10 protein-coding genes and 1 tRNA gene are annotated in these 14,787 nt (G+C 43.0%); 5 read left to right on the top strand and 6 right to left on the bottom strand.

Features of this window, described 5'->3' with window-relative positions; genetic code table 11:
* Position 1 precedes the first annotated feature (1 nt).
* The 3 genes from F0475_RS06785 to F0475_RS06795 form a co-directional block, all read right to left on the bottom strand.
* Positions 2-1,291, bottom strand: coding sequence for an L-cysteine desulfidase family protein (locus F0475_RS06785; RefSeq protein ID WP_009433985.1), 1,290 nt, complete (start codon positions 1,289-1,291; stop codon positions 2-4).
* A 75-nt stretch (positions 1,292-1,366) separates the two neighbouring features.
* On the bottom strand, positions 1,367-1,780 hold the full coding sequence (locus F0475_RS06790; protein WP_155716026.1) for a hypothetical protein: 414 nt from the start codon (positions 1,778-1,780) through the stop codon (positions 1,367-1,369).
* 97 nt (positions 1,781-1,877) lie between these two features.
* Positions 1,878-3,818, bottom strand: a complete 1,941-nt coding sequence (locus tag F0475_RS06795) for an AAA domain-containing protein (protein WP_155716027.1) — start codon at positions 3,816-3,818, stop codon at positions 1,878-1,880.
* A 657-nt stretch (positions 3,819-4,475) separates the two neighbouring features.
* Between F0475_RS06795 and F0475_RS06800 the strand changes: the two genes are divergently transcribed.
* From F0475_RS06800 to F0475_RS06810, 3 genes are all read left to right on the top strand, one after another.
* On the top strand, positions 4,476-5,918 hold the full coding sequence (locus F0475_RS06800) for a C69 family dipeptidase (RefSeq protein WP_155716028.1): 1,443 nt from the start codon (positions 4,476-4,478) through the stop codon (positions 5,916-5,918).
* A 146-nt stretch (positions 5,919-6,064) separates the two neighbouring features.
* Positions 6,065-6,136: transfer RNA gene (locus F0475_RS06805), tRNA-Arg, on the top strand.
* A gap of 25 nt (positions 6,137-6,161) precedes the next feature.
* On the top strand, positions 6,162-6,971 hold the full coding sequence (locus F0475_RS06810) for an ADP-ribosylglycohydrolase family protein (protein WP_155716029.1): 810 nt from the start codon (positions 6,162-6,164) through the stop codon (positions 6,969-6,971).
* Here the strand turns inward: F0475_RS06810 and F0475_RS06815 are convergent.
* On the bottom strand, positions 6,934-7,929 hold the full coding sequence (locus F0475_RS06815; protein ID WP_155716030.1) for a patatin-like phospholipase family protein: 996 nt from the start codon (positions 7,927-7,929) through the stop codon (positions 6,934-6,936). The genes F0475_RS06810 and F0475_RS06815 overlap by 38 nt on opposite strands.
* Positions 7,930-8,130: 201 nt before the next feature.
* Between F0475_RS06815 and F0475_RS06820 the strand changes: the two genes are divergently transcribed.
* Positions 8,131-9,828, top strand: coding sequence for an RluA family pseudouridine synthase (locus tag F0475_RS06820; protein ID WP_155716031.1), 1,698 nt, complete (start codon positions 8,131-8,133; stop codon positions 9,826-9,828).
* 14 nt (positions 9,829-9,842) lie between these two features.
* Here F0475_RS06820 and F0475_RS06825 read toward each other — a convergent pair whose 3' ends face one another.
* A complete protein-coding gene (locus tag F0475_RS06825) occupies positions 9,843-11,831 on the bottom strand; it encodes a KUP/HAK/KT family potassium transporter (protein ID WP_155716032.1) in 1,989 nt (662 codons plus the stop codon).
* 142 nt (positions 11,832-11,973) lie between these two features.
* Between F0475_RS06825 and metG the strand changes: the two genes are divergently transcribed.
* The gene (metG, locus tag F0475_RS06830; RefSeq protein ID WP_155716033.1) at positions 11,974-14,037 is read left to right on the top strand and encodes a methionine--tRNA ligase; all 2,064 of its coding nucleotides are present in this window, start codon (positions 11,974-11,976) and stop codon (positions 14,035-14,037) included.
* 147 nt (positions 14,038-14,184) lie between these two features.
* Here metG and F0475_RS06835 read toward each other — a convergent pair whose 3' ends face one another.
* Entirely contained in the window at positions 14,185-14,730 is a 546-nt protein-coding gene (locus F0475_RS06835; RefSeq protein WP_155716034.1) for a hypothetical protein, read from the bottom strand.
* Positions 14,731-14,787: the final 57 nt, after the last annotated feature.

The following is a 14,787-nucleotide window of genomic DNA, read 5'->3' on the forward strand; positions in this document are numbered from 1 at the left end:
CTTAGTCACACTTATGAGTCATGATGTTCAACACCATATCATCGGTATTGCACATCGCTTCCTTGCCTATGCTTGTAAGGTTAAGGATAGACTTATCAACGTCATCATCGATGATTCCCTCCGCAGCTGTCACATGTTTACCTTCCATGGAGAGCGTTGCTGATAGTATCGCAGTGGATACTCCAGATGAAATCTTCAGTGAACAGCTAGGCTTCGCACCATCACATATCATCCCAGTAAGGTTTGCGATCATGTTTTTCACCGCATGGCAGACATTCACGTAATCGCCTCCCATGAGGTAAGTAATGCCACAACTGGATCCAATACTTGCCACTACGCAACCGCAAAGGGCTGAAAGAGCACCCAAGCTCTGCTTTATATAGATAGCAGTTAGGTGACTTAATGCAAGTGCGCGGACTAGTTCTTCACGCGTATTCTCGTTCTCCTTTGCAAAAACAGCTACTGGATTCGTTGCACAAATACCCTGGTTTCCAGAACCACTATTGCTCATCACGGGTATTAATGCGCCTCCCATACGAGCATCACAGGCTGATGCTGTCTTTGAGATGATATGTGAATAGATACTGTTCCCGAATATTCCTCGACTCAAAGGACGGTCCATTATCTTCCCAAGGCAGTGCCCGTAATTACCTTTCAAAGCCTCTGCTGCAGCACGAAGGTTATATCGCTTCGCTTCAAGAATGAACTCTATCTCCTCAACGGGAGTAGTTGTTGCAAACTCCCAGACTGTTCGTAAGTTCAGATCAACGCCTTTGCAAGCAGCAACAGAACCACTCGGACCACGCTTATCCATACATACTTTGCCATCGACACTCTCGTAAACAAAGTTCGTATGACTACATGAGATGATGGCAACCGATTGGTGTTCTCCTGCCTCACAAATCGCTTCAATGTATAGTTTCTCGGTGATTCCTTCCTTCAACTTAATGTCTATTCGATTCTCACCAATAAACTTCTTACCTTCTTCCAAGCCCTTTGGAGTAAGTTCCTTAATAACTTCTAATTGGTATTCGGACTTCCCTATCAATGCACCCAAGGCAATAGCAATAGGCAAGCCTATCATCCCTGTACCAGGAATACCCACTCCCATGGCATTTTTAAGGATATTCGCAGAAAGCAACACACGCACTTTCTCGGGTTTAGAACCTAGTAATTCGGCGGCACGAGCGACGCATAATGCCACAGCCATAGGCTCTGTACAGCCCACAGCAGGTACCACTTGATGATGTATCAAGCTGATAATTTGTTCTCTAATGTTTGTTTCTAGCATAATGATTTATATCGGTTTAGCCTGTTTATAGCATTTGATTTAAATGAAAAACACACCCTTTTGTCGTTCTTCTCACTAACAATTCTCAGAGAGGAGATTCCCCAATTCATGCCTCATAGCCTCCATCTTCTGTTGTCTATCTATAGAGAATGTAGTGCCATGAGCCTCTACATAATAAAATAAAGCGTATGCTTTTTCCTGTAAAAGAGAGTGCAAAGGATTACTCTTATAGCTTGCTTCAGCATAAAGAAGCTCTGCCACCATATCAATGCGGTCTATCCTCTCGTTCTCAGCCCATTGTTCTTTCGCATACAACAAAAGCTCATCAACGGAGAGATTACGCAAGTCTTCATATTCACCAACATATTGTTTATAAAGGTCTTTTAGCTCTTTATCACGCTTCAAGTCATCTTCCTTTTTCGTTAGAAAGCGTGAGATTGCTGCGCTAAACTCCTCTATTAGTCTAATGAAATAATCTCGTTGCAACATAGTGTACTTCTTTTTATGTCACAAAAGTAAATAAAAAAAACATATAAAAGCTCTTTTCTCGAAGAGAATATACAAATAACTTGAAAGGAGAACAGCACTACTCCGCCTGCTCTATGCTCTCCCATAGCTTCTTATAGAACGGATGCTGCGTCATTGTTTGTACGTTTCCAAGGATGATAAGTTTCATCCTTGCACGCGTAATAGCCACATTCATGCGACGCAAATCACGCAAGAATCCTATCTGACCAGCGTCATTTGAACGCACTAAAGAGATGAGTATCACATCTCGCTCTTGCCCTTGAAAGCCGTCAACTGTGTTTACGCTAATCAAAGAACGGTATGGTTTAAAGAACTCGCGCTTCTTAATTAGCCCCCTCAAGTACTGTACCTGCGCACGATAAGGCGATATTACACCTACATCAATACACTCATCTAAGATGCGTTGTTTGCCTATCTTCGTAAAATAAGATTGTAGTGTTTGCAATGTCAATTCGGCTTCTCCCTTGTTAATACGCCCAAATGACTCACCAACAAACTGCTCTTTAAAGATAGATTTATCCTCATTTTGTCCCCCTTCTGATTGATTCTCTAGACTCGAATCGGACGTATCTATCCACACCATTGGGTTGTCGTAATCAAGGATACCACGGTATTTTATCTGTGGCGCACTCTCTACTTGCCCTCCATAGAACCAGTTGGACGAGAAGCGCATAATCTCTTCATTCATCCTATATTGCACCTTCAACAACGTTACAACCTCTGGTTTGTTCTCTACGACACGCTCCATTAATGTTTTACCCAGTCCTGCATGCAAAGCAGCTAAGCTCTTCACCGTTGGTGGTAATTGGCAATGATCACCTGCAAAGATAACTCTTGATGCCCTACGAATGGGTATCCAGCATGCCGCCTCAAGTGCTTGTGCAGCCTCATCTATAAATAAGGTAGTGAACTTCTGACCCTCCATTACCCTACTATTTGCCCCTACTAAGGTCGAAGCAATCACCCTCGCCTCACCAAAGAGTTCGCTATTAATCCTTATTTCAAGCTCTGTGGCACGACTTTTCAGGCGTTCCATCTTCTGATGATAATTCTCTGAACTCCGCTTACGATGGTTTCTTAACTCCCGAATAGCCTTACGGATAGACCATAATTGAGGGTAGTCTGGATGCGCCTCAAACTTCCTTTCATAGGTAAAACCAAGCATTTTATCATTCACACGAGTAGGATTACCTATGCGAAGGACGTTGATTCCACGATCAACTAACTTCTCCGATATCCAATCAACAGCCATATTACTCTGCGCACAAACCAACACTTGACTCTCACGCATGAGTGTTTCATTGATTGCTTCGACCATTGTTGTAGTCTTACCTGTGCCTGGAGGACCATGCACAATGGCTACATCTTTTGCCCACAACACTTCATTAACGGCCTTTTCCTGCGTTGGATTCAACCACGGGAGACGGATAGGAGCAAAAGAGAACTTACCCACTTTTTGTCGAGAATAGAACAAATCACGCAAGTAAGCAAGCCTATTTCCCTTAGCTTTCATCGCTCTTTCTAAGGCATCAAACATCATTTGATAACTCGTCTCATCAAATCCTAACTGACACCCAACCTGCTGCTGTGCTGATTGAAGTTCGAGTAAAGGAGCCGAGTCGGGCACAGTAACAACCATTCTATCGCCATCCACATAAGAAACAGAGCCTGTAAAACGGAAATATTCCAGCTTATTTGCGTTCATACTAACACTCACCTCTTTTGCAAGAAACTTGAAGAACAAGACTGGACGACCGCTTTCAAAGTTATGTTCAATATCTCCGTCTTGCGTTCGAAACACCTCAATACATAATTGGTTGAGCCCATTATAAAAGCGTTTACCCACTCTTAATGGGAACCAAGCATCTCCTCTTTTCACCTTCCTATGCATACCTGTCGCCTCAGTTTGCTTCCTGAAGGCTTCCTTCTCAGCGTAGTATTCCATCTGAAGTAGCATCTTTTGCCGTTGTAGTGCTTGTATCGGAGATTCCTGTGTCATCGATTGTCTATTATATTAAAAACATGTTTCCGCTCGTCACAAAACGAACATTACAAAGATACACATAATATTCCAATAAGGCAACAAAGCTTCATTTAAAGCCTCCCCAAGCCCCTCCAAAGGAGGGATGTGCCTAACGGGGAGACTATTAGAAGAGGCTGGGTTGGTGTGTAACGAGGCTATGCTTCGGAAGACGGAAACGATGAAGACAAAACAAAGAAACGCCCTTCTCCATTTAAAGAGGGCGTTTCCTTGCTATGAAGAGAGCCTCTCTTTGTCATGAAAAGACGCCCTCTTTGGATGGAAAAGATACAAACCTATAGGGACAGATGTCCATGTCTATCCCTACTTTGGGGCATTTTCTCTGATTAGAAATATCTATCCTAACCAACTATCATTAGGTACCCCTCCCATTAGGGGAGGCTGGGTGGGGTTTCCAACGAGGGCGTCTGTCCCTACTTTGTGGTGCTCTATTCCAAAGAACAAATAACCTGTCTACTTGTTAACCAGTCCACTCATCAACTCTCCCTAATCTGAATTTTGAATTAAAGCAAAGCCTCTTTTATAGTTTTTTGTATGACCTTTTGCGTTACTTCTATCAATTAATTACTACTTTTGCGATTAGATAGAAATTCGCAATTAAATACTTTTAAGCTTATGAAAAAGACTAATATGCAACAAAAGCAGAGCCTTCCATCAGAGTGTACAACCATCATTATCGGACAGGAACAGACCGCAGATGGTTCTATGATAGTAGCTCGTTCTGAAGATTGGGACGCTATGGTAGCTAAGAACTATGAGATCTTTAAGGATACAGAAAACGGCGCTCAAGAGTTCGTGGCACTTGATAGTCCGTTCCGTTGTGAGCTTCCTTCTAAGGCATTAGGCTATCACGCACTCTCACCTCACCATCTCCACCACCATTGGGGAAGTGCTGGTTTCAACACAGCAGGTGTTGGCATGAGTGCAACTGAGAGTATCTTCAGTAACGATGAGGCGTTAAAATACGATCCATTGGTGGAGAATGGCGTTGCAGAAAACTCTGTTTTCAATATCACCTTACCATATATACATACTGCAAGAGAGGGTGTTGAACGTCTAGGAATGCTTGTTGAAAAGTACGGAATAGCCGAAGGCTTCGGTATAGGTTTCATCGATAAGGATGAGATCTGGTACTTTGAGACAGCTTGTGGACACCGATGGCTAGCCTGTCGCATGCCACGTAATCAATACTTCGTTACGGGTAATCAGAGTCGTTTCCGCAAGTATGATCCAAACGACATGGACAACTACTTAGCATCAGCCGACCTCATAGAGTTTGCCGAGAAACATGGTCTCTACGATCCAGCTAAGGGCGAGTTCGACTTCCATGAGGCTTATGCTCGTGATGTAGAGTTGGATACCACTTATAATTACCCACGTGTATGGGGATTGCAACAGTTCTTCTCTCCAGAGATAAAGAACGATGTTACGAAGAACACCTTCCCGGTCTTTGCAAAGCCAGCACATAAGATTTCACTGACAGAACTACGCTCTGCTTTCCGCTTCCATTACGATAACACGGAGCATGACCCATATCTCCATAGCAATCCAAAGGAGGTTTATCGCCCTGTATCTATCTTCCGTACGACTCAAACTCACCTCTTGCAGGTACGTCCAGAGCTGCCTCAAGCCATCGGATGTATCAACTATGTCGCAATGGGAATGGCTGATCTTGGAGTCTTCCTTCCACTCTATCAGGGTGTGACGTCATACCCTGAAGCCTATACAAAGGGCACCAATGAGTCAAGTGCAGACTCTGCTTATTGGAAGTTCCGCAAGGTAATGACACTGGGAATGACCAACTATAACAAGTATGCACCAGTCATCAAAGAAGCTTACGCAGCCTTTGAAGCAGAGACAGACCAGCGTCAACGCGAAATGGAAGAGGAGTATCTTCGTATCTATAAGACACAACCATTCCATGCACAGGATATGTTGCAAGCCTTCTCTGATAAGGTACTCAACGATGCTCTAGCACTAGCCGATCAATTACAAGAGAAGCTCTTTACGCTGCTTACTCAGGACATCCAACAGGAGTATCTCTTCCATGGTGCATAAGAGAAAAAGCCGCTTTTGTGCTTAGGAAATAAATAAAAGAACTATTTACAAAGGTATATTAGTTTTTTTTCCTACCTTTGCAGCTATAAAGAAGATGCCCTCTTATAGGACAACCATTCTATAAGAGGCATCTCTATTAATGGTTTGCTCTGATAGTTCAATGGATAGAACGGAGGTTTCCTAAACCTTTGATCCGGGTTCGATTCCCGGTCGGAGTACTCTTAAAGACTAACCTAGACTATTATGATTGGCGCTATTATTGGAGATATAGTAGGCTCTCGCTTCGAATTCGGAGCGACTCCAAAAGAAGGATTCGACCTATTCACAGAAGATTGCTCATATACAGATGACACCATTTGTACTATCGCTATTGCTGATGCGATACTAAATGGTCGTGATTATCAAGATAGCTTACTCGATTGGTGCAAACGCTATCCAGACCCTATGGGAGGCTATGGTACTTGGTTTGACAAGTGGTTACATGCCGAACACCCACAGCCTATGAACTCCTATGGAAACGGTTCGGCAATGCGTGTCAGTTCGATAGGCTGGCTCTTTGATGAGTGGGAAGAAGTGATTGAAGAAGCGGCTAAGAGCGCACGAGTTAGTCACAATCATCCAGAAGGAATAAAGGGTGCACAATGTGTTGCCGAGGCTATTTGTTGGTTGCGCCTAATGCGTTTCTCCAAGGCAGATGTTGAGAAGAAAGTACACAAGTTCTTTGGTTATGAATTGCCATCCATGCGTAACATCATCAAGATTGGGGCTGAAGGTCACTTCGATGCAACCTGTCAGGAGACTGTTCCAATGGCGTTACGTTGCTTTATGAATGCCAATAATTTTGAAGAGACGATACGCTTAGCTGTTATGTGCGGAGGCGATACTGACACCAAAGCATGTATAGCTGGTTCTATTGCAGAAGCCTACTATCAGGTGCCAGAATGGATGATTGAAAAGGCTATAGACTATCTTCCAGGTGACATGCTAGACGTATTGGGGCAGTTTTACGAGCGTGTTAAGAACCTTTGCCAACCTTGGAAAGCAACTCAGTAAGCTGTCGTTGATATTGCTTCCCTGTCTCTTCTCCAATGCGAATCATATCCTTTATTGCTTTAACATTGAAGTCCTTTACACTATAAGAGCCTAGGTTGGGATTGATGTAGATGTCGGCTTGGGTGCGATTAACATTATATTTCTTTATATCAGGGCGTTCCGCCAACCAATCCAGCACGCCACCCATTCCCTTCAAAAAGGCTAATGGCGAATGATAATCATCGTGTTTATTCTGTTGGAGATCGATAGCAATAACGATGTCGGCACCCATCTTGCGCACAACATCTACTGGGAGGTTATTGATCATACCGCCATCAACAAGCGTCATCGTATCTAATAGAATCGGTTTGAACACTCCCGGAATAGCCATACTAGCCCGCATATTACGGGCCAAAGAGCCTGTATCGATCACTATCTCTTGCTGTTTTCGAATGTCGAAAGCCACACAAGCAAAGGGAATTACCTTTTGCTGTAATCCACGTTGCACGGGGGAATGAGCGACAAGGGTATCTAAGAAATTATAGATATGGTCACCATGCAATAGTCCGAAAGCCTCATTTGCTCCTGTTCCAGCCTTTCGACGAACGGGAAAACCGAACAGATAGTACACACCATCCTCTTCTTTGAAGACCTTTCCCATAAGAGTTGTATCGCGATCAGCCATCAATGAAAGCCAATCTTGCGAACGGAAAAGGGTGTCGATATCATTCGCTCGATAGCCCTTAGCATAGAGTCCGCCAATAATCGAGCCTATACTTGTCCCAGCGATATAGTCGATAGGAATGCCCACACGCTCTATCTCTTTCAATACTCCTACTGCCGCAGCTCCTTTCGCACCGCCTCCTCCGAGCACAAGTCCTATCTTTGGACGACTTGCGGGAGCTTTTGTTGTCTGTTGGGCAATACTGTTCAGTCCACAACATATTATCATTAGAAATACAAAAAATACCTTCTTCATAAGGGCAAAAGTAATGTTTTTCTAAAAGATTAGTGTGTTTTACGAGTTTATTCTTCATTTTATTAGTTCTAATTAAAACCTATCAACACCCCCAATTACCAATAACTCATTTCCTCGTAACCCCGTTCATTTGTCTACTTTCCCATCAACTTGTCTACTTGTAACCCCGTTTACTTGTCAACTTTTCCTTACCTTTGCAGCATGAAGTTCCACCCATTAGTAATAGACACACCTCTCCCCACCAGCTTCAATAATCCCTTTGATTATAAACCAGACGCACTCTGTCGTGCTGCTGTTGCTCAATTACAGGCTACATTGCCCCCAACACCTATTGAGGGAAAGATGTATGGCGTGTTAATAGTTGAACATCAAGGACAGATAGGATACCTACAAGCCTATTCTGGACAGATGGAGAAAGGTGGAGAAGACTATGTTCCCGCAGTATTCGACTATCTACAACCGGGAGAATACTTCAAAGTCCACGAGGAAGAAATAACTATTCTCAACAAGAGAATAGCGCAGTTGAAAGCCTCAACAGCCTATAAGGAGACAAAAGAGAAGCTCTCTCAACTTCAGAAAGAGGCGACAGAAGCTATTGAGCAAGCACGCAAGACAATGAAAGAAGCTAAACGATTGCGTGAAAAAAGACGTAATGAGAACGCTGTAATAACCGATGTAGAACAAGCTGAAATGATAAGAGAAAGTCAGTTTCTAAAGGCTGAATTGCATCGAACAAAGGTATTATATACGGAAAAAATCACGGCTGCCAAGGAGGGACTGGCTCACTATCAAGAGAGGATAACAGCGTGGAAAAGAGAGCGAAAGATGAAGTCTGACCACTTACAACAATGGCTCTTCTCACAGTTCAATTTGCTCAATGCTTGCGGAGAGACGAAGAACTTACTCACAATCTTCCGTGAGTATTATCTAAAGAATAGTCCAGCACGTACACAAGTTGCCCATCTGTCACTAGCCACCGAGAGTCTCGCTCCATCGTTACTTCCGCCTGCTGGTGCTGGAGAATGTTGTGAACCAAAGCTCTTGCAATATGCCTTTCTGCACGGATATAAGCCTATCTCAATGGCAATGTTTTGGTGGGGAGCATCACCAAAGACAGAGATTCGACAGCATAGAAACTATTATCCAGCCTGCAACGGGAAGTGTAAACCTATATTAGAATGGATGTTGAAGGGTTTACAAACGCCTTTGTTTGGTGAGAAGATAGTGACAAGTCATAAGAAAGAAGCAGAACGGATAAAGTTAGAAACACTTTACGAGGATGATTATTTGGCTGTTGTCGTAAAGCCATCAGGCTTGCTTTCTGTTCCTGGGAAAGGTGATCAACCTTCTGTTTATAGTCTATTAAAGACACAATGGAACGATAAGAGTGATGTATTCATCGTACATCGATTGGACATGGCAACGAGTGGTTTGCTTGTTGTGGCACGTTCATTGGAGATTTATAAGACTTTGCAAGCTCAGTTTATACAGCGTTCTGTAAAGAAGACATACGTAGCTTTGCTTCCAATGTCTTTCCTCGATAAAGCTTATCCTTCGTCGGGTAGGATTGAATTACCCCTTTCCCCCGATATCAATGACCGCCCACGACAATGCGTCGACTATCTACACGGAAAACGAGCAATCACTGATTACCATGTAATTGGAGAAACCCTATATGGAAAAGAGAATCTACCAGCTGTAAAGATAGAACTCCATCCACTAACAGGACGCACCCATCAATTACGCATCCATTGTGCTCATCCCGATGGATTAGATACACCCATCATTGGTGATAGGCTCTACGGACAACGTGCGGAACGCCTTTGGTTACACGCAGGACACCTTGAGTTCACGCATCCAATCAGTCGGGAACAAATGAGCTTCGATACTCCTTTATAAGTATCGAAGCGGGTTTATTCGGCGTCTTCCTCTATCCTTTCAACTCTAGGAATACCAGCCTTCGCTTGTTTTGCATGTGACCTCACCACAAGTGGAACATACTCTATCAAAACATTACTTGTGTTCAATCCTAAAGAACGGGTCATACTTAGTTTCAATCGGTCAATCCATTCATAGGCATCCATGATAAGGCGCTCCTTAAAAGAGAAGGAGGTGAAAGTAGCATAGAGCCTATTAATCAGTACAAAGACAAAGTTTCCCATAACGTCATGCTTAGCTAATGACGGATAAGATGACGCTAGTGAAAAGCCATCTTTAGCCACCATATCCTCGATGATCTGCCTAAAATAACGATTAACAAGTGGATGAACACGGAATCCTAAACGTAAGTTGATGCGGTAAAGGGTATCAGGAATCAACGTTGTAACATCATATTCCAGTGTTGAAGGGCTGTCCTGATAGTCTATATGCAGCAAGAAATAATGGTCAGCACGCATTGGGTGCTTATTAATTATCGAATAGAGAATCTTCTGTTCGATGTCATATTTACCACCAAGTTTGCTTAGATAGACTATATTCGTGGCATACTTGGGAATAGTATCATCGTTCTTTATATCTGAGATGATACTAAATGATTTGCGAATATCACGTATCTGAATCTGTGCGTTACGAATGGTTGTGGCATTGTACCATACATACATGATGATTATCATCACACTGGCAAGAAGCATGGTAACCCATCCACCATTCATAAATTTTGCCATATTGGCAATAAAGAAGATACTCTCTAACCCTACAAAGACAATGAGGAACAAAGAGATTAACCAACGATTTACACGACGAATAGTGAGATATGCACTCAAAAGAAGTGTTGTCATCAGCATGGTTATCGTAATAGACAAACCATAAGCAGCCTCCATTCGCTCTGAACTCTCGAAGAAGAGAATGACAATCACACATAGAATGTAGAGTGACATATTAACAAACGGAATATAAAGCTGCCCTTTCACGTCGGTAGGATACTTAATCTTCTGACGTGGCCAAAACTTTAAGTTCATCGCTTCACTGAAGATAGTAAACGAGCCACTAATCAATGCTTGACTCGCAATGATGGCTGCTATCGTTGCCATGATAATGCCAAAGAAGAGCATGCCGTGGGGCATGATGGCATAAAAAGGGTTCATCCCAGGATTCAAACTATCAGTATGCGCAATTATCCAGGCTCCTTGACCTAGATAGTTGAGGATGAGCATGACTTTAACAAACGCCCAACTGGTTCGGATATTATTGATTCCACAATGTCCTAAGTCGGAGTATAAAGCCTCAGCACCAGTCGTACAAAGGAAAACCGCACCTAAGATTAAGAACCATTCAGGGTTACTTGCTAACAAATGAACGGCATGTAAAGGGTTAAAAGCCTGTAAAATGGGGATGTAAGCACCTATATTTGCAGCTCCGAACACACCTAACATTGTGAACCATAATAACATCAATGGACCAAAAAGCTTACCTATAGCATTTGTACCGAACTGCTGAATAAAGAACAAGATGGTGACAATACAAAGGGCAATAGGTACTACTGGGGTCTCTGGCTCATAGACTTTCAAACCTTCAATAGCCGAGAGAACGGTGATAGAAGGTGTTATGACACCATCAGCTATCAGTGTACTGGCTCCGACAATCGCCAAGAGATAGAACCACTTACGACTATGTCGACGTATCAAAGCATACAGAGCCAGGATTCCACCCTCCCCTTTATTATCAGCACGAAGTGCAATTAAGACATACTTAACCGTTGTTTGGAGTGTTAACGTCCATATAATACAGGAGACAGCACCTATGATATACTCCGCATTAACTGGATTCCCAGCTCTTACTATTGCCTTCATTACATACAAAGGAGATGTTCCTATATCTCCAAAGACAATACCTAATGTCACAATCACGCCTATCAAACTAAGTTTATGACGTGTTGAATTATTACAATTGTTATCCTGAGTCATTATAACTAAACCTTAAAACGAGTGCAAAGGTAAATAAAATCAGGATAACGACACCATCAACCATTGGCTTTTATCTATATTTCTTTTGCCGTTTACCTTATTTACAGTAACTTTGCAACCTATAAATAACAATCAAACATATATGGAAGAAAAGAAATTCAAGCGCACTACTGTTACAGCTGCATTGCCTTATGCCAATGGTGGTGTACATATAGGACACCTTGCAGGTGTATATGTTCCAGCCGACATCTACGTGCGTTATCTTCGTCTAAAGAAGCGTGATGTGATCTTTATCGGTGGTAGTGACGAGCATGGAGTACCTATTACTATTCGTGCAAAGAAGGAAGGTATCACTCCTCAAGATGTATGTGATCGCTATCATAAACTTATCAAAGACTCCTTTGAAGAGTTCGGAATATCATTCGATATATATAGTCGCACAACAAGTAAAACGCACAACAAGTTCGCTTCAGACTTCTTCCGTAAGTTATATGATGATGGTAAACTCGTTGAACAAGAGAGTGAGCAATATTACGACGAAGAGGCTCATCAGTTCTTGGCAGACCGCTATATCATGGGAGAATGCCCTCATTGTGGTAACCCCAATGCGTATGGCGACCAATGCGAGAAGTGTGGCAGCGACCTTAGTCCTATGGAATTGAAGAATCCTCACTCTACTATCTCTGGCTCACAACCCGTTATCAAGAAGACCAAGAACTGGTACTTACCCTTGAACAATTACCAAGAATGGTTGAAGCAATGGATTCTCGAGGATCATAAAGAGTGGCGTCCAAACGTTTACGGACAATGTAAGAGCTGGCTGGATATGGACTTGCAACCTCGTGCAATGACCCGTGACCTCGACTGGGGAATCCCTGTTCCTGTAAAAGGAGCTGAAGGCAAGGTTCTATATGTTTGGTTTGATGCACCTATCGGATACATCTCAAATACGAAAGAGTTATGCGATAGCGATCCAGAACACTTTGGCAACTGGCAGAAGTGGTGGCAAGATCCAGAGACAAGATTGGTTCACTTCATCGGAAAGGACAACATTGTCTTCCATTGCCTCATCTTCCCAACAATGTTGAAAGCCCACGGCGATTACATACTACCCGACAATGTCCCTGCAAATGAGTTCTTGAACCTTGAGGACAATAAGATTTCTACAAGCAAGAATTGGGCTGTTTGGCTTCATGAATACCTTCGCGATTTTGAGGGGAAGCAGGATGTTCTGCGTTACGTGTTGACTGCCAATGCTCCAGAAACTAAGGATAACAACTTCACATGGAAAGACTTTCAAGAGCGTAACAACTCTGAACTCGTTGCTGTATATGGTAACTTCGTGAACCGAGCATTGCAGTTAACGAAGAAGTATTGGAATGGTATCGTACCAGCTTGCGGTGAATTACAGGAAGTGGATCGCCTAACGATACAAGAGTTTAAGGATGTCAAGGCAAAAGTAGAGGCTTATCTCGAAGTATTCAAGTTCCGTGAGGCACAGAAGGAAGCGATGAACCTTGCGCGTATCGGTAATAAATACATCACAGAATGTGAACCATGGAAGGTTTGGAAGACTGATCCTAAGCGTGTAGAGACAATTCTCTATATCTCACTTCAGCTCGTTGCAAACCTCAGTATCGCCTTCGAACCATTCTTGCCATTCTCTAGTAAGAAGCTACGTGAACTCATTAATATGACAGAGTACGACTGGAGTGAACTCGGCTCAACCGATCTCCTCCCTGCAGGTAAACAGCTGGCAGAACCAGAACTCCTCTTTGAGAAGATTGATGACGAGGCTATCGAGGCACAGCTCCACAAACTAGAAGAGACCAAGAAAGCCAATGAAGCTGCATCCTACAAGGCTGAACCAATTAAGAAGGAGATTCCTTTCGAAGACTTCGAGAAGCTCGATATCCGTGTAGGACATATCATCAAGTGCGAGAAAGTGAAGAAGAGTAAGAAGCTCCTAAAGTTCACTATCGACGATGGTTCAGGTGTTGAGCGCACCATCCTTAGTGGTATTGCAGCCTATTATGAGCCAGAGCAACTCACAGGTAAGGACGTTCTCTTCGTTGCCAACTTTGCTCCTCGTAAGATGATGGGCATCGAGAGCCAAGGAATGATCCTCTCCGCTGTCAACTTCGACGGCTCACTCACGGTTACAACAACCATGAGCGAGGTGAAACCAGGTAGCCAGGTAGGATAGGAGAAAGCCTCCTCCCTACCCTTCTTCATAAAGGGTAAAAATAGCAAATGCCCTCTTTTGTTTCCTATAACATAAGGTTATGAAACAAAAGAGGGCATTCTTTATCCAGCACTTCTCTCACTGAAGAGGGGTGGCTAAGCCTGAGGCTTACTCAATCCTCACACTCTTTCCATCCTTATAACAGGCGATGGTGCGATTACCTTTCTTATATATATCCTCATTGCCGGGCATATCCAACGTGAAGCCAGCAGCCTTGACTTGAGCTACAAGGTTATCGTATGCAGGCTGATTGAATACTGCGATAATCATTGCGCCATCCTTGAAAGCAACGTAACTAGACACACCTTTGCGCATTGGCTTTGGATAATCCTCATACTTATCAGCAGTGAGGAGCTTCGCTAAAGCACAATTCTTATAATACATCTTAGTGAACTTATCAAGTCGATAAACCTCATAGTTCGTTTTCAGCTTATAGCCATACTTCTTGGTAATAGCAGCCGTCTTATCTGGATTCTGGAACATATCCAGTGCCTCAGCAATACTGATTACGTCCTTTATGGGTTCAACACTTACAACCGTATCAGTAGTTACAGGCTTCGAAGTGGGCTGTGTTGCACTTTGCTGCGTACCACAACTACTAAAACTAAAGACTGCCACAACAAGGGCAATTGCTATCCATACATTCTTCTTCATAATCATTCCTTATTTTGTCGTATTGATTCTTTCATGTTTAACTGACGATAAACACTA

This window comes from Prevotella vespertina (assembly GCF_009728485.1).
GTDB classification, from domain to species: domain Bacteria; phylum Bacteroidota; class Bacteroidia; order Bacteroidales; family Bacteroidaceae; genus Prevotella; species Prevotella vespertina.